The organism is Luteibacter sp. UNCMF331Sha3.1, from assembly GCF_900109915.1.
Lineage (GTDB): Bacteria > Pseudomonadota > Gammaproteobacteria > Xanthomonadales > Rhodanobacteraceae > Luteibacter.
In genome coordinates, this window is sequence record NZ_FOBU01000002.1 from 1093711 (window position 1) to 1111785 (window position 18075).

13 protein-coding genes are annotated in these 18075 nt (G+C 68.2%); 10 read left to right on the forward strand and 3 right to left on the reverse strand.

Annotation, left to right across the window (positions count from 1 at the left end; translation table 11 throughout):
• The first annotated feature begins 85 nt into the window (after window positions 1-85).
• The 9 genes from BMX32_RS13395 to lpxK all read left to right on the forward strand — a co-directional run bounded on the left by BMX32_RS13395 (window position 86) and on the right by lpxK (window position 12344).
• Complete coding sequence (locus tag BMX32_RS13395) at window positions 86-688, forward strand: rhomboid family intramembrane serine protease (protein ID WP_089979488.1); 603 nt, start codon at window positions 86-88, stop codon at window positions 686-688.
• A 170-nt stretch (window positions 689-858) separates the two neighbouring features.
• On the forward strand, window positions 859-1779 hold the full coding sequence (locus tag BMX32_RS13400) for a histone H1-like repetitive region-containing protein (RefSeq protein ID WP_089979490.1): 921 nt from the start codon (window positions 859-861) through the stop codon (window positions 1777-1779).
• Between the two features lie 109 nt (window positions 1780-1888).
• Window positions 1889-2479: a hypothetical protein gene (locus BMX32_RS13405; protein ID WP_211664217.1), complete on the forward strand. Its 591-nt coding sequence runs from the start codon at window positions 1889-1891 to the stop codon at window positions 2477-2479.
• Between the two features lie 106 nt (window positions 2480-2585).
• Window positions 2586-4892, forward strand: a complete 2307-nt coding sequence (locus tag BMX32_RS13410) for a DNA internalization-related competence protein ComEC/Rec2 (RefSeq protein WP_170843654.1) — start codon at window positions 2586-2588, stop codon at window positions 4890-4892.
• Window positions 4893-5031: 139 nt separating this feature from the next.
• On the forward strand, window positions 5032-8388 hold the full coding sequence (locus BMX32_RS13415; protein ID WP_244511525.1) for a GH92 family glycosyl hydrolase: 3357 nt from the start codon (window positions 5032-5034) through the stop codon (window positions 8386-8388).
• Between the two features lie 108 nt (window positions 8389-8496).
• The gene (locus tag BMX32_RS13420) at window positions 8497-9156 is read left to right on the forward strand and encodes a MotA/TolQ/ExbB proton channel family protein (RefSeq protein WP_244511526.1); all 660 of its coding nucleotides are present in this window, start codon (window positions 8497-8499) and stop codon (window positions 9154-9156) included.
• Between the two features lie 3 nt (window positions 9157-9159).
• Window positions 9160-9588: an ExbD/TolR family protein gene (locus tag BMX32_RS13425; RefSeq protein WP_089979491.1), complete on the forward strand. Its 429-nt coding sequence runs from the start codon at window positions 9160-9162 to the stop codon at window positions 9586-9588.
• Window positions 9585-11360, forward strand: coding sequence for a lipid A export permease/ATP-binding protein MsbA (msbA, locus tag BMX32_RS13430; protein ID WP_089979493.1), 1776 nt, complete (start codon window positions 9585-9587; stop codon window positions 11358-11360). The genes BMX32_RS13425 and msbA overlap by 4 nt, the downstream gene beginning before the upstream one ends.
• Before the next feature lie 3 nt (window positions 11361-11363).
• The gene (gene lpxK / locus BMX32_RS13435) at window positions 11364-12344 is read left to right on the forward strand and encodes a tetraacyldisaccharide 4'-kinase (protein ID WP_089979495.1); all 981 of its coding nucleotides are present in this window, start codon (window positions 11364-11366) and stop codon (window positions 12342-12344) included.
• Window positions 12345-13343: 999 nt separating this feature from the next.
• Here the strand turns inward: lpxK and BMX32_RS13440 are convergent.
• Window positions 13344-13793 (reverse strand): glycine zipper 2TM domain-containing protein, encoded by a 450-nt coding sequence (locus tag BMX32_RS13440; RefSeq protein ID WP_089979496.1) that lies wholly within the window; start codon window positions 13791-13793, stop codon window positions 13344-13346.
• Between the two features lie 115 nt (window positions 13794-13908).
• Between BMX32_RS13440 and BMX32_RS13445 the strand changes: the two genes are divergently transcribed.
• Window positions 13909-15351, forward strand: a complete 1443-nt coding sequence (locus tag BMX32_RS13445; RefSeq protein ID WP_089979498.1) for a cryptochrome/photolyase family protein — start codon at window positions 13909-13911, stop codon at window positions 15349-15351.
• Here the strand turns inward: BMX32_RS13445 and BMX32_RS13450 are convergent.
• Together BMX32_RS13450 and BMX32_RS13455 are read right to left on the reverse strand one after the other, a co-directional pair.
• Entirely contained in the window at window positions 15290-16477 is a 1188-nt protein-coding gene (locus BMX32_RS13450; RefSeq protein ID WP_089979499.1) for a cation:proton antiporter, read from the reverse strand. The two genes, BMX32_RS13445 and BMX32_RS13450, sit on opposite strands and share 62 nt — an antisense overlap.
• Window positions 16478-16543: 66 nt before the next feature.
• Window positions 16544-18016, reverse strand: coding sequence for an MFS transporter (locus tag BMX32_RS13455; protein ID WP_089979501.1), 1473 nt, complete (start codon window positions 18014-18016; stop codon window positions 16544-16546).
• Window positions 18017-18075: the final 59 nt, after the last annotated feature.

Here is an 18075-nt window from a genome sequence, read left to right on the forward strand (position 1 = left end):
GGCAGGACCGTGCGGCATTCGACATCGGCGCGCGATCCCGCCAAGATGCGCGCTGGCAAGAGCGATAAGGACGCTGTTTCAACGCATGATCACGCTGCTCATCATCCTCGTGACCTGTGTGGTCTCGATCGTCGCCTTCCGTAACCAGCGCCTGCTGGACGACCTCATCCTCTGGCCCCCGGCGCTCACCCGCAGCCGCGAGTACTACCGCCTGGTCTCGTATGGACTGGTGCATGCCGACGGCGGGCACCTGTTCTTCAACATGTTCTCGCTGTATTTCGCCGGCCGGATCATGGAGCAGTTCTTCACCGCCGCGATGGGTCCGCTGGGTTTCCTGACGTTCTACATCGGCGCGCTGGTGTTCTCGATCCTGCCGTCTTACCTGGCCAACCGCCGGAACGCGGGCTATCGCAGCCTCGGCGCGTCGGGCGCGGTGTCGGCCATCCTCTTCGCCTTCATCCTGCTGGCACCGTGGGCGCGCATCTACCTCATCGTCATCCCGATGCCGGCGATCCTCTACGCCGTGCTTTTCGTGGTGTATTCGATCTACATGGACAAGCGCGGCGGCGACAACGTCAACCACAGCGCGCATCTGTGGGGTGCGCTCTATGGCGTGCTCGTCACCATCGCACTGCGGCCCGCGGTGCTAGGCAATTTCCTCGCTTCGTTGTCCTCGCCGCAGTTCTGAGCACGCGGAAACTGAATCCCTGCAACGTCCGCATGTGACTTCGGGCCGCAGCTGTTACATCATGCGTGCCGTCCGGAACGAAAAGCTGTCGATTCGATGACGTCCGGCATGAACGCGACTTCCCGGGTGGGGTGGTTCGCGTCGCCTACTACCGCATGAGGAATGAACGCATGGCTACGACCCGAAAGTCCGCCGCGAAGAAGTCCGCGGCACGCAAGACGGCCACGAAGAAGACCGCCGCCACGAAGGCGACCCGCAAGAGCGCCGCACGTCCGGCGGCGAAGCGGGCGTCCGCGAAGAAAGGCACTGCTCGCAAGGTCGCCGTGAAGAAGACGGTGGCGAAGAAGTCGGTCGCGAAGAAGACGGCGAAAAAGGCCGCCGTGAAGAAAACCGCGGCGCGGAAGCCGGTCGTGAAGAAGTCGACGGCGAAGAAGTCGACGGCAAAGAAGTCAGCCGTGAAGAAGTCCGCCGCGAAGAAGTCGTCCGCGCGCAAGGTGACGGCGGGAAAGACCTCGGCACGCAAGAGCCCGACGCGGGCATCCGCGACGCGCAAGGCCGTCGCGAAGAAGGTGGTGGCGAAGAAAGCCGCGCCGCGCAAGGCCGCCGCGACGAAGGCGCCCGCACGCAAGACCGCCGCCACGAGCGCACCACGGAAGGCCGCCGCCAGGGCGCCGGCACGCAAGGTCGCCGCGACGCGGACGGTCGACACCAGGCCCGTCGCGCGCAAGCCGGCCCCGCGAAAGGTGGCGGCGACAGTGACGAGCGCGCCGCCGCTCGCAGCGAAGCCGAAGCCGCGCGCGACGCCGAAGCCGCGTCCCAGGGCGACACCCGCCGCGCCCGCGGCGAACGACGAAGCGGTGCAGCACATCAGCCAGGAAGAAGCCGTCGCGCACATCCAGGCGTTGCTCGACGCCAAGCGCGAACGTGATCGCCAGCCGCCGTCGTGGCCGTCGGGCGAGCAGCACGCGGCCGGTTCCGTCGACAACGGTCCGGTGAGCGGCACGAATCCCACCGCCAAGGTGCCGTCGCCGGAGGCGAATCTGCCGAACCTGTCGCACGAACGCGGTGACCAGCAGAAAAGCAAAGGCTGACGCGAAAGCTGAATGAAAGAAGAGGGCCGCCACGCGCGGCCCTCTTTTTTTAGCGGCCATTCAATCGGGCGGGCGCAGTGTCCGGGTCGTCCCCACGGAGATCGCCCCCATGCGTCGAGCGCGTGCACTGTTGCTGGTGCTGGCCGGTTGTCTGCCGCTGGCCGGCTGTTATTACGATCCGGGTTACGGCTACGTGCGCAACGGCACGGGCGGCGACGCTTACTACGGCGAAGAGACCACTGTCGTGTCGCCGGGTTATGCGCCGGGCTATTACGGTGGTTATGGTGGTTACGGTCCGGGCTACACCAGTCTCTCGGTCGGTACCGTGTGGTACGACGGGTACGACGGCCGGCGTTATGACCGCGATCGCAACTGGCGTGGCACGCCGCGCGGCGATTGGCACGACCGGCGTCCCGGCAACTGGCAGGGCGACCGTCGACCGCCGCCGGGCGGCTGGCATCGTGGCGATCGCGACAACGACCGGAACGACCATCGACCGCCGTCGCGCCAGTGGCAGCGCGATGGCGACCGTCCGCGCGGCGGCAACTGGAACCGCGGCGGCGACCGCGCGCAGGGCGGCAACTGGAATCGTGGCGGCGACCATCGTCCGCCGCCGTCCGCCGGTGCCCGGCCGACACCGTCGCAGCGCCAGTCCGGCGCGGGCCGGGATCGCAGCCGGTTCCGCAGCACCACCGACTGAGATATCGCGCGCCGACATGTAATCGGCACGGGCTGACGACGCGGCGCGGTCCCGGCGGAAGGCGGAGAATCGTAGCCTCGACGTTCCTCACGTCGACGCCGGAATCGTGCCGCCACTCAGGCTTTCACTCGTCTCCTGTGCGATCGCCGCGACCGTCGGTTGCGTCGTCGTGCAGGCCCTGCCTGCCTTGCCGGCGTGGTACTACCTGGTGCTCGCCGCGTCTGTGTCCCTCGGCATCGGCGTCCGCTCGCGACGCCCGACGCTGCGCCTCACGGCCATCGTCGTGTGGTTCGCGGTGTGGACGACGTGTCGGGCGATGTGGGCCATGGACGCGCGGCTGCCGGCGGACGACGAGGGCAGGGACATCGTCGTCGAAGGCCGCGTGGTCGACCTGCCGCGGCGCATCGGTGCGGATGCGTCGTTCGTCTTCGCACCCGTGTCCGCGGACGCCGGGTCGACGCTCCCGGGTGGTCGTCTTCGCCTGACCTGGTATCGCGCGGCATCGCCACCGAGGGCTTGCGAGCGCTGGCGTCTGAACGTGCGCCTTCGCCGCCCGCGCGGCACGGTCAATCCAGGGGGCGGGGATGCCGAGCGCACAGCGCTGCAACGAGGCATCGTCGCGACGGGCTATGTCCGCGATTCGACGCGGAATGCGCGGCTCGCCACGCCAGTGTGCATCGACGGCGTTCGCGAACGCATCGCTTCGGCGATCGACGCCTCGGTGGGTGCGCGCGACGCGCGCGTGCTCAAGGCGCTGGCGGTCGGGGACACGCGCGGTCTCGACGCCGCCGACTGGGACGTCGCGCGGGCGACGGGCGTGTCGCACCTCATCGCGATCTCGGGGTTTCACGTGGGCGTGGCCGCGGGTGGTGGCGTGCTCTTCGCACGGGCGCTCTATGCGTGGCTACCGTGGCTGGCGCTGCGGCTTCCGCGGCAAGTGGCGCAGGCGGCGGCCGGTCTCGCGGTATCCGGGGCCTATGGACTGGTCGCGGGCATGAGCCTGCCTACGGTGCGCACGCTGTTGATGGTGGCCATCGTCGTGCTCGCCGGGCTCGGTCGCCGCCGCGCGGGCGGCATGTCGTTGCTCGCGTTCGCCGTGCTCGCGGTGCTGGCGGTCGATCCGCTGTCCGTGCTCTCGGCCGGATTCTGGTTGTCGTTCGCCGGCGTGGGTTTCCTGATGCTTTGCGTGGCGCCGCGTGAGCGCGGGTGGCGCGGTTGGGCAGGCGAGTTGCTGCGGGCGCAGGCGGCGATGACGATCGCGTTGTTGCCGCTGTCGTTGTGGTTGTTCGGCACGGCGTCGCTCGTGGGCTTCGCGGCGAATCTGGTCGCCGCCCCGTTGGTGAGCTTCGCCGTGGTCCCGCTGACGTTGCTGGGCTGCGTCGTGCACGCCGTGCCCGCACTCGCGGACATGCCTTTCGCGGCGGCCGCATGGCTGCTGTCGTGGCTGTGGCGCCTCCTGGAGGCGATGGCGGGCTGGCCCGGCGCGCGCATCGGTGTGGCGGACAGCGCACTGCCCGCGACGCTCCTTGCCACCTTCGGCGCGGCCTGGCTCTTCATGCCGCGCGGCGTGCCCTTGCGCGGTTACGGCCTCCTGCTGTTTTTGCCGCTCGCATGGCCGCCGCGCGACGACCCCGGAGGTGGCGCATTTCGCGCGTGGGTGCTGGACGTGGGGCAAGGGCTCGCCGTCGTCGTTCGCACGCGGTCGCACACGCTCGTCTACGACACCGGCCCCGCGTACGCCAACGGCGGCGACGCCGGCGCCGGCATCGTGTTGCCCGCGGTCGCCGCGCTGGGCGCCGGACCGGTGGACCGCCTCGTCGTCAGCCATGGCGACAGCGATCATGCGGGTGGCGCGCCATCCATCATGCGGCGGTATCCGTCGGCCTCGCTCCTTTCGGGCGAACCGGGTCGCGTCGGGCTCGGCGCCCGTCATTGTTCCCGCGAACGGTCGTGGACGTGGGACGGCGTGCGCTTCCGGTTCCTTTCCGTGCCGGTCCGGGCGGGCGAGACCACGAAAAGCAACGACCGCTCGTGCGTCCTGGTCGTCGAGGGCGCCGCCGGACGGCTGCTATTGACCGGCGACATCGGCACGGCGGCGGAGCGGCGCATGCGTCGCGAGGATCTCGCCTCCGCGTTGCCCACGGTGACCACGATGGCCCACCACGGCAGTCGGCACTCGTCCGGCGCGCCATGGCTCGACGCCGTGCGGCCACGGATCGCGGTCGCTTCCGCGGGCTGGCGCAACCGGTTCGGCCATCCCCATCCCTCGGTCGTCGACCGCCATGCCGACATCGGCGTCGACGTCTACACGACCGGTCGCAGCGGCGCGACGCGCATCGATTTTCCAGCCGATGCGCCGCCGGCGGTCGTTCGCGAATGGCGTCGGCCCGTCGAGCGGTACTGGCGCGAATGATCCGGTGCGTTACCGCATGCGTCGGGACGTGACGGAATGCGCAGCAATGGTCACGCCGGACTCCGGAATGCTGCGCTGCATTTGACATTCGAAATTTAGAACGATTTAAATGCCGATTCCGCAAACGAGGGGATAGCGCGTGACGGCATCGAAGCAGGCTTGGGGAAGGGCGGTTCTGGCACTGGCGATCGCGGCGGCCGTGGTGCCTTCGGGCGTCCTGGCGGCAACGGCGCGTTTCGACAGTTCGTTCGAGGCGAACGATCCGGCGCTGCTGGCCAAGGCCACGGGTGGTCTCGACCTCCGCGTGGTGGGCGGCCCGCCCGCCGAGGCCGTGCTGACCGCCAAGGCCGACGTCGGCTTCACCGGCACGCACTCGCTTCGTTACACGGGCACCGCGACTGGCACGGCCACCGCGGCTCGCCTGTTCGACACCGACGTGCCCGTGGAAGAGGGCACGACCCTCTCGTGGCTCGTGTTCCCGCGCTCCAACAAGAACGACCTGACCAATCCCGCCAACTACGCCGCCGTGGATGTCGTCTTCGACGACGGCTCGCGCCTGTCGACCACCACCGCGCGCGACCAGCATCGCGTTCCGGCGACGGCGAAGGGGCAGGGCGAGGGCCGCGTGCTGTATCCCGACCAGTGGAACTACGTGAGCGTCGACCTCGGCGCGGTCGCGAAGGGCCGCCGCGTCCGGTCGATCGAGTTCGTCGCCGACGCGCCCTCGGGCAAGCATTTCGAGGGTTACCTGGACGACGTGCGCATCGGCATCGTCAAGGACACCCGAAGCACGCACCCGACCGACTACGTGGACACCCGCCGTGGCTCGAACGCCAACGCGAACTACTCCCGCGGCAACAACTTCCCCGCCGTGGCGATGCCGCACGGCTTCAATTTCTGGACGGCGACCACCAACGCCGGCTCCAACTGGATCTACCAGTACCAGGAGCGCAACGGCGCCGACAACCGCCCGCGCATCGAGGCCTTCGGCCTGTCGCATGAGCCGAGCCCGTGGATGGGCGAGCGACAGACCTTCCAGATCATGCCCGCGCAGGTCGCTTCCGGCGTGCCTCCGCTGAAGCGCGAAACCCGCGCGCTGTCGTTCGGCCACGACGCCGAAACGGCGCACCCGGATTACTACCGCGTCGGCTTCGACAACGGCATCGTGACCGAGATCGCGCCGACCGACCACGCGGCGATGTTCCGTTTCACGTTCACGGACAAGCGCGCTCAGCTGGTGTTCGACAACCTCGACGACCGCGCCGCCGTCACGCTCGACCCGGAGCACCGCGCGATCCAGGGCTGGTCCGACGTGAAGAGCCGACTCTCCACGGGCGCGACGCGCATGTATTTCTACGCCGAGTTCGACAAGCCGGTCGCCGATAGCGGCCGCCTTACGGGCGAGAAGCGCGACGCCGCCTCCGCGTGGTTCGGCTTCGACACGTCGAAGAAGGGCGACCGCACCGTGACCATGCGCATCGCCACGTCGCTGATCGGCGTGGATCAGGCCAAGGCGAACCTCGCCCAAGAAATCGCCGCGAAGGACGACTTCGACAGCGTCCGCGAGCGCGCCCGCAAGGCGTGGGACGACCGACTCGGCATGGTCAGCGTCGAGGGCGCCACCCGCGACGAGCGCACCATCCTGTACTCGAGCCTGTACCGCCTCTTCCTGTACCCGAACAGCGCCTACGAGAACACGGGCACGAAGGACCATCCTGTCTACAGCTACGCCAGCCCGTTCTCCGCGCCGGTCGGCGAGAACACGCCCACGCGCACCGGAGCGCGCATCGTCGAGGGCAAGCCGTACGTCAACAATGGCTTCTGGGATACGTACCGCACGGCGTGGCCGGCGTACGTGCTGTTCACGCCCAAGGAAGCCGGGCAGATGATCGACGGCTTCGTGCAGATGTACCGCGACGGCGGCTGGATCGCCCGCTGGTCGTCGCCGGGTTACGCCGATCTGATGGTCGGCACCAGCTCGGACGTGGCCTTCTCGGACGCATGGCTGAAGGGCGTGCGCAATTTCGACGTCGCGTCGTTCTACCAGTCGGCGATCCGCAACGCGTCCAGCGTCAGCACCGACGTGAAGGGCGCCGGCCGCAAGGGCATCGAGCGCGCGTTGTTCAACGGCTACACCGACGACAAGGTCAGCGAAGGCCTGTCGTGGTCGATGGATGGTTACATCAACGATTTCGCCATCGGCAATCTCGCCGCGGCGCTGTCGAAGGATGCGTCGGCGGGCGGCGATTACAAGAACTACGCCGACGACGCCATCTGGTACCGCGAGCGCGCGCTGGGGTACGCGAACCTCTTCGATCCGGCAGTCGGCTTCTTCGTCGCCCGCGATCCGGCGGGCAAGTGGCGCTGGACCGCGAAGGAATTCAGCCCCATCCGCTGGGGCGGCGACTACACCGAGACGAACGCCTGGAACATGGCCTTCCACGCGCCTCAGGACGGTGCGGGTCTCGCCGGCCTCTACGGCGGCCGCGAGGCACTCGGCGCCAAGCTCGACGGCCTTTTCAACACCCCGGGCAAGTTCGAGGTGGGCGACTACGGCGACGTGATCCACGAGATGATCGAAGCCCGCGACGTCCGCATGGGCCAGTACGGCCACTCGAATCAGCCGTCGCACCACATCATCTGGATGTACGACGAAGCCGGCCAGCCGTGGAAGACGCAGGACAAGCTGCGCGACGCGGTGTCGCGCCTCTACGTCGGCAGCGAGATCGGTCAGGGCTACCCCGGCGACGAAGACAACGGCGAGATGTCGGCGTGGTACCTCTTCGGCGCCGCGGGCTTCTATCCGTTGCGCATGGGCACGCCCGAGTACGTCATCGGTGCGCCGCACTTCCCGCATCTGACCTTCACCCTGGAAGGCGGCGCGCGCATCGACATCCGCGCCCCCGGCGTCAGCGACACGAACCGCTACGTGCAGTCGCTGAAGGTGAACGGCCAGCCGTGGAACAAGCTGACCCTTCCGCACGAGGTACTGGCGAAGGGCGCCACGCTCGACTTCGAGATGGGCCCCGCGCCCTCGAAGTGGGGCACGGGTCCCGACGCGTTGCCGGCGTCGATCACGCCGGAAGGCGAAAAGCCCGCGCCGCTGCACGATCTGACCCGTGCCGACGCGGTGACGATCGGCGGCCGCAAGGACGCGAAGCTGGCGGCCGTGGCCGATAACGACTCGTCGACGGAGTTCGCCCTGCCCGAAGGCAAGGCCGAGATCGCCTACCGCTTGGTGGAGGCCGCGACTGCGAAGGTGTACACGATCACGTCGGCGGCCGCGCTCGCGGCACCGTCGCAGTGGACGCTCCAGGGCTCGACCGACGGCAAGCAGTGGACGACGCTGGACGAGCGCAAGGGTGAGGTCTTTCCATGGCATCGCCAGACCCGGGGCTTCGTCGTCGCGCACCCCGGTGCGTACGCGCAGTACCGTCTGGTGTTCGAAGGCAAGGGCGCCACGGCCGTGGCCGAGCTGGAGCTTCTGGCTCCCTGACAGCACCGCGGGACCGTGGAGGGCATGTGAAGACTGCCAAGGACGCCTCAGTCGGCGTCCTTGGCCCTGCTATCATGCCGCACTGACTTTTCTGGTTCCGGGGTTCACGTGCTCGAGATCCTTCTGGCTGGCGGCTGGGCGTTGGCGCCGATCCTCATCTGTTCGCTGGCGGCGCTCGCCATCGTGCTGGAACGCTTCTGGGCGCTTCGCCGCGCGGCCGTGCTGCCGCCGGGGCTGGGTGTCGAGGTCCGTGAGTGGGCACGCTCGTCGAAGCTCGACGCCGCGCACCTCGCGGCCCTCGAGAAGGGCTCGCCGCTGGGCGAGCTCTTCGCCGGCGCGCTGGCGGTCCGCGACCGTCCCCGCGAGCTGATCAAGGAGCGCATCGAAGACACCGGCCGCCATGTCGTGCACCGCATGGAGCGTTATCTCAGCACCCTCGGCACCATCGCGCTGATCGGTCCGCTGCTCGGCCTGCTGGGTACCGTCATCGGCCTGATCCGCATGTTCATGAACGTCATGGCCGGCGGCATCGGCGATCCGACCAAGATGGCCGGCGGTATCGGCGAAGCCCTGATCTGCACGGCGTTCGGCCTGATCGTGTCGATCCCGGCCTACGTGCTGCACCGTTATTTCCGTTCGAAGGTCGGCGGCTACATCGTGCTGATGGAAAAGGAGGCGACCGCGCTCCTCGACGACCTGTCGGCACCGCGTCCGGTCGCCCGCCGTCGCACCGCCGCGCCGGAAGCCGCCGCGTCGCAGGCCGGTTGATCCATGCGCATCGGTTCCCGCCGCGAAGACGACTTCGAGATCAACGTGATCTCGTTGATCGACGTGCTGCTCACCCTGCTGATGTTCTTCGTGCTCAGCACCACGTTCATCGAACACTCCCGGCTCAAGGTGAACCTGCCGAAGGCCGACGCCGAAGCGCGCGAAGGCACGGACAACGCGCTGACGCTGGTCGTCGATCGCGATGGCCATTATTCGGTGGGTAGCGACGAAGTGGCCGGCGAGGGCATCGAGCCGCTGAAGAGCACCATCGAGCGTGTCGCCGGTCCGGACCGCGGACGGCTCGTGGTCATTCGCGCCGACGCCATGACCCCGCACCAGAACGTGGTGCGTGCCATGGACGCCCTCGGCCAGCTCGGGTTCACGCGTCTCTCCATCGCCACGACTCCCGGCGACGTGGCGGCATCCCGGTGAGCGCGCAGAAGGTTTCGGTCTGGGATGCCCGCACCTGGCAGACCTACAAGCGCCTGCTGAGTTACACGCAGCGTTTCCGCACGGCCGGCTACGTCGCCATCGTGGGCATGATCGTCGACCCGATCTGCCTGTCGGTGTTCACCGGCATGCTCAAGCCGCTGATCGACAACCTGTTCGTCGACAAGGATCCATACACGATCTTCTGGATGCCGATCTGGATCGTCGGCATCTTCCTCGTGCGCGGCGTCGCGTCGTACTGCACGGATTACGGCATCGCATACGTCGGTCGCAACGTGGTGCAGGCGATCCGCGTCGATGTCTTCGCCGCCTACCTGCGGCTGCCGGCGACGTTCTTCGCGCGTGAGCCTTCGGGCCAGCAGATCTCCCGCATTACGTATACCAGCGAGCAGGTGGCCTCGGCCTCGGCCGATTCGCTGAAAGTGGCCGTGACCGAGGGCCTCACGGTCATCGGCATGCTGTGCGTGATGCTGTATCACAGTGCTTACCTCACCATGGCCCTGCTGGTACTCGTCCCGTGCGTCGTGGTGATCGTCACCGTGATCAGCCGTCGTTACCGCAAGATCAGCAAGCGCATCCAGGGCAACATGGGCACGGTGACGAGCGCGGTGGAAGAAGCCGTCGCCGCCAATCGCGAGGTCCGCATCTACGGCGGCCAGGTGCGCGAAGAAACGCGCTTCGGCGACGTGGCCGAGCGTCAGCGCCATCTGAACCTCAAGGTGTCGGCGACGAGCGCGATGTCCAGCGCCACGATCCAGACGACCGGCGCGGTCGCATTGGCCACGCTCGTGTTCCTCGGCACGCGTCCCGACGTGCTGAACAACATGACACCTGGCGTATTCACGTCGGTACTGACCGCCATGGGCGCCATGCTCCCGTCGCTCAAGCGGCTTGCGGGTATCCAGGCGAGCCTGCAGAAGGGGGTGACCGCGGCGGACGACCTCTTCGCCATCATCGACGAACCGGCCGAAGTCGATAACGGCACCGAAGAACTCGTTCGTACGAAGGGCGACATCCGCTTCGAAGACGTCAAGCTCGTTTACGAGCGGAACAACCATGTCGCGCTTCGCGGCGTCGACCTTGTCTGCGCTCCCGGCACCGTCACCGCGCTCGTGGGCCGGTCCGGCAGCGGCAAGTCCAGCCTCGTCAGCCTGCTGCCCCGGTTCTACGAGCCGACGGAAGGCCGCATCCTTCTCGACGGCCGCGACTACACGCAGTATCGGCTTCCGTCGCTTCGCCGGCAGATCGCGTGGGTCGGGCAACACGTGGTGCTGTTCGACGACACGGTCGCCGCCAATATCGCGTACGGCGAAATGGCCGGCGCATCGGAAGCCGACATCGTCGCCGCGGCGCAGGCCGCGAACGCGATGGAGTTCATCGAACGGTTGCCGGAAGGCCTGAACACGCGCATCGGGCAGGGCGGCAATTCGCTTTCGGGCGGACAACGCCAGCGCATCGCCATCGCACGCGCGATCCTGAAAAACGCGCCCATCCTCGTCCTCGACGAAGCCACGAGCGCGCTCGATACCGAGTCCGAACGGCTCATCCAGGATGCCCTCACACGCCTGATGCGCGATCGCACCACGCTCGTCATCGCGCATCGCCTCTCCACCATCGAGCATGCGGACCAGATCGCCGTGATGGATCAGGGTCGCATCGTCGAACTCGGCACGCATCGTGAACTGCTCGACAAGGGCGGCCAGTACGCGGCCCTGCATCGCATGCAGTTCCACGAGCAGGCCCCGGCGGCCTAAGCCGTGGCCCTCGGTGCCTCGTTGCAACGTCGTTGGTACGGTGACGGCACGCCGCCGTTGTGGGCCCGCGTGCTCGAGGCGATCTACGCTCGTGGCGTTCGCCGTCAGGCCGAGCGCTTCCGTGCAAACCCGGCCAGCGTCGTCAGGCTTCCGGTGCCGGTGGTCGTGGTGGGCAACATCACGGTAGGCGGTACGGGCAAGACGCCGCTGATCGTCGCGCTGGCAAAAGCCATGGCGCAGCGCGGATTCCATCCGGGCATCGTGAGTCGCGGTTACGGCGGCAGCGAACGTGGCCCGTATCTGCTCACCGGCGACGACGACCCCGCCCGCGTGGGCGACGAACCGAGCCTCATCCGGCAGAGCGGCGTACCCGTGGCGATCGGGCGCGAACGCCCCGAAGCCGCCCGGTTGCTCGTCGACGCCGGCTGCGACCTGATCCTCGCCGACGACGGCCTCCAGCATCACCGGCTGGGTCGAGACGTCGAAATCTGCGTCATCGATGGCGAACGCCGCCTTGGCAATGGTCACCTGCTGCCGGCAGGCCCCTTGCGCGAGCCCGCCGATCGCCTGTCGACCGTCGACTTCATCGTCGTCAACGGCGGCGTGCCGAAGGGCCATGAAATCGGTATGACGCTGGAAGGCGGTGTCGCGGTAAACATGGCAGACGACAGCATCGTGGCCCCTCTGAGCGATTTCGCCGGTCGGCCCGCCCACGCGGTCGCCGGCATCGGCAACCCGTCGCGCTTCTTCGCCAGCCTCACGGCCCACGGCATCGCCGCGCACGGCCATCCGTTCTCGGACCATCACGCATTCACCCGTGACGACTTCACCTTCGCCGACGGGTGCCCCGTGCTGATGACGGACAAGGACGCCGTGAAGTGCCGCGCGTTCGCGCGTCCGAACTGGTGGCGCGTACCCGTCCGGGCGAACCTCCCCGAGTCGTTCTACGACGCGGTGGCGCGGCGGATCACGACGGAAGGGTAGCGACGGCTCGGCTTGCACCATCGCGTTGGGTTTCGCATGGCCGCGAAGTGCCCTCGTCGCACCGGCTCGGCTTCGCCATCGCGTTCGGTTTGCGCTGTCGCGAAGAGCCGTCGGCCGCCGCCCTCGGCGCTCCGGGCTTCACCGTCGCTTGGGAAAGGATGCCGCTGCGCGGCCATGTTCGATGGCTGACGCCCCTGCGCGCCCGCGCGGCGAGCGGGGGTTTTCGACTCGGCTCCTGCCTCGACGAAAACGGCTGGCCATCCGGGCCGGCCCCCTGCGGGCCTGATCCGCCCGCCGCGCTCGGTTCCGCAAGTCGCGCCAAGGGCGGCGGCCGACGGCTCTGCCGACCGGCTAGGCAAGCTGCTTGTGTAGGAGCCGCTATGGCGGCGAGCTCTTGGCTTTATGTGGGAGCGGCCTTGGCCGCGATGGGTGCTTGCGGCAAGCACCCATCGCGGCCAAGGCCGCTCCCACAGACAGGCGGCCGAAGGCATCGCTCGCAACGGCAAGCACCCATCGCCAGCAGGCTGGCTCCCACCCGACGGTAGCCGTCTTGTCGCCACCCGGCACCTCAACGGTCGGCAGAGCCGTCGGCCCTCACCCTCGGCGCGACTTGTGGAGGCGAGGGATTCGCGCGGATAAGGCCCGAAGGGGGCCGGCCTGGATGGCCGGCCGTTTTCGTTGAGGCACGGAGGCCGAATCGAAAACCCCCGCGCGAAGCCCGTGCGCGCCGGGGCGCAGCCATCAGACAAAGCCGCGCAGCGGCACCCTTACCCAAGCGACGCCGGAGCTCGGAGCGGCGAGGGTGAGGGCCGACGGCTCTTCGCGGCAACGCGCAAGCCAACGCGACGGCGAAGCCGAGCCAGAGCGCCGAGTGCGACCGCCGACGGCTCTTCGCGGCCACCCGAAACCCAACGCAATGGCGAAGCCGAGCCCCTCGGACGCAAAAAAAAACCGGCCGCAAATGCGACCGGCTCTTCATCACCGCAATGGACCCAGTGCTTACTGCACGCGCTGCACGTTGCCCTGGTCGTCGACGACCACGATGTCGCCCTGACGGATCGCCGAGGCGTCCTTCACCTGCACGTTGGTGTAGCCGCCGGTGCCCATCTTCAGGCGCAGCGTGTAGCTCTCGCTGCCGCCGCCCTTGCCGATCGCGTTGCCGGCGAAGCCGCCACCGACCGCGCCGCCGACGGTGGCGAGGGTACGACCCTTGCCCTTGCCGACCTGGTTACCGAGCACGCCGCCTGCGATGGCGCCAATAACGGCACCGGCCGTGCCGTGTTCGCGGCCGGCGACGACGTTGTGCTCGATGCTCTGGACCACGCCGCACTGGTCGCAACGGACGTAGATGCCGTCGGGACGGGTCAGCGTCGCCGCCGAGACGGGGGCGATGGCGGCCGTGGCGAGCAGGGCGGCGAGGGGTAGGCCAAGCACGGTCTTGATGTTCATGGAATCTCCTTAGGACGATGGCGAGTGTAGTCGTCTGCGGCACCAGTCTAAGCATGTCGACTGAACGAAGGGCGAGCACGATTCGCACTTCACGTCGTTGATGGATACTAGGCCGATGACTACAGCCATTGTCTGGTTCCGCCGCGACCTCCGTCTTGCCGATAACCCCGCTCTGACCGCGGCGCTGAAGGCCCACGACACGGTGATCGCGCTCTACATCCATGCCCCCGGCGAGGAGGGCGAATGGGCGCCGGGCGCCGCCAGTCGGTGGTGGCTGCATCACTCGCTGCATGCCCTCGATAAGACGCTGCGCAGGCACAAGGGGCATCTCCAGGTGGTGGAAGGGCCCTCGCTGGATGCCCTGCGCGCCACGATCGCGGCGACGGGTGCCGAGGCCGTCTACTTCAATCGTCTCTACGAGCCGCGCATCGTGCGTCGCGACAAAGCCGTGCGCAAGGCGCTCGAAGGCGATGGCGTCGAGGTCGCGTCGTGCAATGCCGCGCTGTGGTGCGAACCGTGGGACATCGCGACGAAGCAGGGCGACCCGTATCGCGTGTTCACGCCGTTCTGGCGAAACCTGCGCACGCGCATCGAGGGTGTGGAACCGCTTCCCATACCCGCGCGGGCATCGTTCGTCGACCTTCCAGCCGGAGCGACGATGGCCATCGACGACCTGAACCTGCTGCCGACGCTCGACTGGGCAAAAGGCTTCGCGGAATGGACGCCGGGCGAGGACGGCGCGCACGAGATGCTCGCGCTGTTCGCCGACGACGCGCTCGGGCACTACGCGGAAGGGCGGGACCTGCCGGCGCGCCATGGCACCTCACGCCTGTCGCCGCACCTGCACTGGGGTGAGATATCGCCGGTACAGATCGCCACGGCCCTGCGCGAGCACGCCGCGCGTCGACGTTCGGCCGACATCGAACCGTATCTCCGCCAGCTTGGCTGGCGCGAATTCGGGCATCACCTGCTGTTCCATTTTCCGAAGACGCCCAGGGAGAACTTCAATCCGGCGTTCGACGGCATGCGCTGGGCGAAGCGCGATGCGCACGTGCTTCGCCGGTGGAGGCAGGGCAAGACAGGCATTCCCATCGTCGACGCCGGCATGCGCGAGCTGTGGGCCACCGGATGGATGCACAACCGCGTGCGCATGCTCGTCGCCAGCCTGCTGACGAAGAACCTGCGGCAGCACTGGGTGATCGGGTCGAAGTGGTTCTGGGACACGCTCGTCGATGCCGACCTGGCGAACAACGCGATGGGCTGGCAATGGGTCGCCGGCAGCGGCGCCGACGCCGCGCCGTATTTCCGCATCTTCAACCCCGTGACGCAGTCGGAGAAGTTCGATCCGGAGGGCGCGTACATCCGCCGCTGGGTGCCCGAGCTGGCCCAGGCACCGGGCCGGCTGGTGCATGCGCCCTGGGAAGACGCGGCGTTCCTTCAGCGATCGGGCTACCCGCGCCCGATCGTGGACCTGAAGCGTTCGCGCGAAGACGCGCTCACGGCGTACCGGTCGTCCCGGGGCGCTCGCGAAGAAGCAACGCCAGCACGGGAGGAGTGATCATCGCGGTGAGCAGCGACATGGCGACGATGATGGCGTAGATGCGTTCGTCGAACACGCCGGCGGCGAGGCCGAGGCTCGCGATCACCACGCCCACCTCGCCGCGCGGCACCATGCCGAAGCCGACGATGGTCGCGCCGCGGCGGCCGAGGCTCAGCGCGCCGAGGAAGCCGCCCGCCAGCTTGGACACGATCGCGATGATCGTGACCACGGCGAGCATGGTCAGCGCGCTCGCGCTGGCCAGTTCCGAGAGATTGACCTTGGCGCCCGTCACGACGAAGAAGAAGGGCGTGAGGAACGCCAGCAGCGGCGCGGTCTGTTCTTCCAGCTGGTGCCGCTGCCGGGTTTCCGAGGCGATCATGCCGGCGAGGAACGCGCCGATGATCGCCGCGAGATGGAACTTCATCGACAGCCAGGCGAGGCCCAGGCAGAGTGCGAGCACGATCGCGAGCGGCGACATCGGATGGCTGGGCTTGTCGAGCCATCCGGAGCCACGGCGCATCACCCGCGTGCCGCCCCAGCCGATCACCGCGACGAAGCCCACGGCGCCGAGCAGCGTCATCGCGAGGCTGCCCACATCGACCTTGCCGCCGCCCTGCAGCGACGACACGATGCCGAGCAGCAGCATGGCGAGAATGTCGTCGATCACCGCGGCGCCGAGGATGATGCGTGCCTCGCGCCGCTGCAGCACGCCGAGCTCCTGCAGCACGCGCGCCGTGATGCCCGCCGACGTGGCGACGAAGGCCGCGGCCACGAACATGGAGCGGATCCAGTCGAAGCCCGAGCCGTGCGCCCAGAGGGCGCCGAGACCGAACGGAATGAGCACGCCGAGCACGCCGACGAGGAAGGCGCTCGCGCCGACCTTCTTGAGGTCGTCGAGACGGGTTTCCAGGCCCACGGAGAAGAGGAGCAGGATCACGCCGATCTCGGCGAGCACATCCAGCGGCGTGCCCGTGGCGATGTCCGGCAGGGTCACCCAGCCCAGGGCGGAGGGGCCGACGGCGCAGCCCGCCGCGATCTCGCCCACGACCGAGGGCAGCTTCACCCGCTGGGCGATCTCGCCGCCGATCTGTGCCGCCACGAAGATGATGAACAGGGTGAGCAGGATGCTCGCGGAGTCGTGCATGGATCGTTCCTGATCGAAGCCGCGAAGAAAGGCGCGGTGTCCTCTTGAGGGTACCCCATCGTGCCGTCAGGGTGCCCCGGTGGCAGGGACGGCGCGAGGGTCGCGCAGTCGCCCGAATATCCAGCTCGCCGCCAGCGTGATCATGCCCAGCACGATCACCGACCAGCGGAAGGCCCACACGTAGCCGTCGGCGCTGTGCGCGCCGAGGAAGCCGGCCATCAGCAACGACGCCAGCGCGATGCCGAAGCTCATCGAAAGGTATTGCGCCGTGGAGGCCATCGACGACGCCATGGAGGCGTACTTCACGTCGAGGTCGACGTAGGCGAGCGTGTTCATCGACGTGTATTGCACCGACATCACCGACCCGTACACGAACACGAACACGGCGATCACCCAGGGCGGCGTCTGCGGGCTGAGCAGCGCGAACGAGCAGAGCACCGCGGCCACGGCGATGGTGTTGCCGAGCAGGAGCCGGCGATAGCCGAAATGCGTGAGCAGCCGGTCGATGAAGGGTTTCACCGCGATCGAACCTACCGCCTGCGGCACCATCATCAGGCCGGCCGTCAACGGCGACCAGCCGCAACCGATCTGCAGGAACAGCACGAGCAGCAGGTACATGCCCGACACGCCGAGCCGCGTGAAGAGGTTGCCCGCGAGCGACACCCATACGCTGCGCACCTTGAGCAACGAGAGGTCGCTCACGGGATGGTCGGTGCGATGGCTGTGCCGCACGTAGAGCGTGCCTAGCGCGACCGCGCCCAGGGCATACGCCGCGATCACGAAACCGCGGCTGCTGCCGCCCAGCGATTCCGCGGCCATCAGGCAGAGCGCCGAGGCGCCGGCGAAGAGCAGGAAGCCGGAGGTGTCGAAACGGTGCGCCCGATCGAGCCGGTAATCGGGCATCTCGCGGCGGTTGAGCAGCAGGCCGACGATGCCCACGGGCACGTTGATGAGGAAGATCAGGCGCCAGCTGGTGAATTCCACGAGCGCGCCGCCGATGAGCGGTCCGGCGACCGAGCCGAGCAGCCCGAAGGTGGCCACCGTGGTCATGGAACTCACGAATTCGCGGCGATCGATGCTGCGCACCAGCACATAGCGGCCCACGGGCATCAGCGCCGCTCCGCCGAGGCCCTGCACGATGCGCGATGCGACGAGCTGCGGCAGGCTCTGCGCCACGCCGCACAGCAGCGAGCCGAGCGCGAAGACGAGGATGGCCCCGCCGAACACGCGCCGCGTGCCGAAGCGGTCGCAGAGCCAGGGGCTCATGGGGATGAAGATCGCCAGCGTCAGCACGTAGCTCGTGAGCGCCGTACGCATGTCGAGCGGCGTCACCGCGAGCGCGCCGGAGATGGCGGGAACGGCGGTGTTGACGATCGTGGAGTCCAGCGCCTGCATGAAGAACGCGGCCGATACCAGCCAGATCAGGCCGCGGTAGCGGGCCCGGCTGGATGGCTCGGCGGGCGCAAGCGCCGGTCGGTCTGTCGGGAGGGTCTGGACGTCGGGCTGATCGGGAGGTGCGATGACGTCGAGAGGTGGCATAGCGGTGCGATTATATCCGATGGGATGATTGCTTTTGCCGCGCGTCCGGCCGACAGTTC

Excerpts from the sequence above, each read along its gene's own strand:
- BMX32_RS13400 (WP_089979490.1), top strand. The coding sequence starts at position 859 with ATGGCTACGACCCGAAAGTCCGCCGCGAAGAAGTCCGCGGCACGCAAG.
- BMX32_RS13445 (WP_089979498.1), top strand. The coding sequence starts at position 13,909 with ATGACTACAGCCATTGTCTGGTTCCGCCGCGACCTCCGTCTTGCCGAT.
- BMX32_RS13455 (WP_089979501.1), bottom strand. The coding sequence starts at position 18,016 with ATGCCACCTCTCGACGTCATCGCACCTCCCGATCAGCCCGACGTCCAG.
- BMX32_RS13440 (WP_089979496.1), bottom strand. The coding sequence starts at position 13,793 with ATGAACATCAAGACCGTGCTTGGCCTACCCCTCGCCGCCCTGCTCGCC.
- BMX32_RS13395 (WP_089979488.1), top strand. The coding sequence starts at position 86 with ATGATCACGCTGCTCATCATCCTCGTGACCTGTGTGGTCTCGATCGTC.
- BMX32_RS13405 (WP_211664217.1), top strand. The coding sequence starts at position 1,889 with ATGCGTCGAGCGCGTGCACTGTTGCTGGTGCTGGCCGGTTGTCTGCCG.
- BMX32_RS13425 (WP_089979491.1), top strand. The coding sequence starts at position 9,160 with ATGCGCATCGGTTCCCGCCGCGAAGACGACTTCGAGATCAACGTGATC.
- BMX32_RS13450 (WP_089979499.1), bottom strand. The coding sequence starts at position 16,477 with ATGCACGACTCCGCGAGCATCCTGCTCACCCTGTTCATCATCTTCGTG.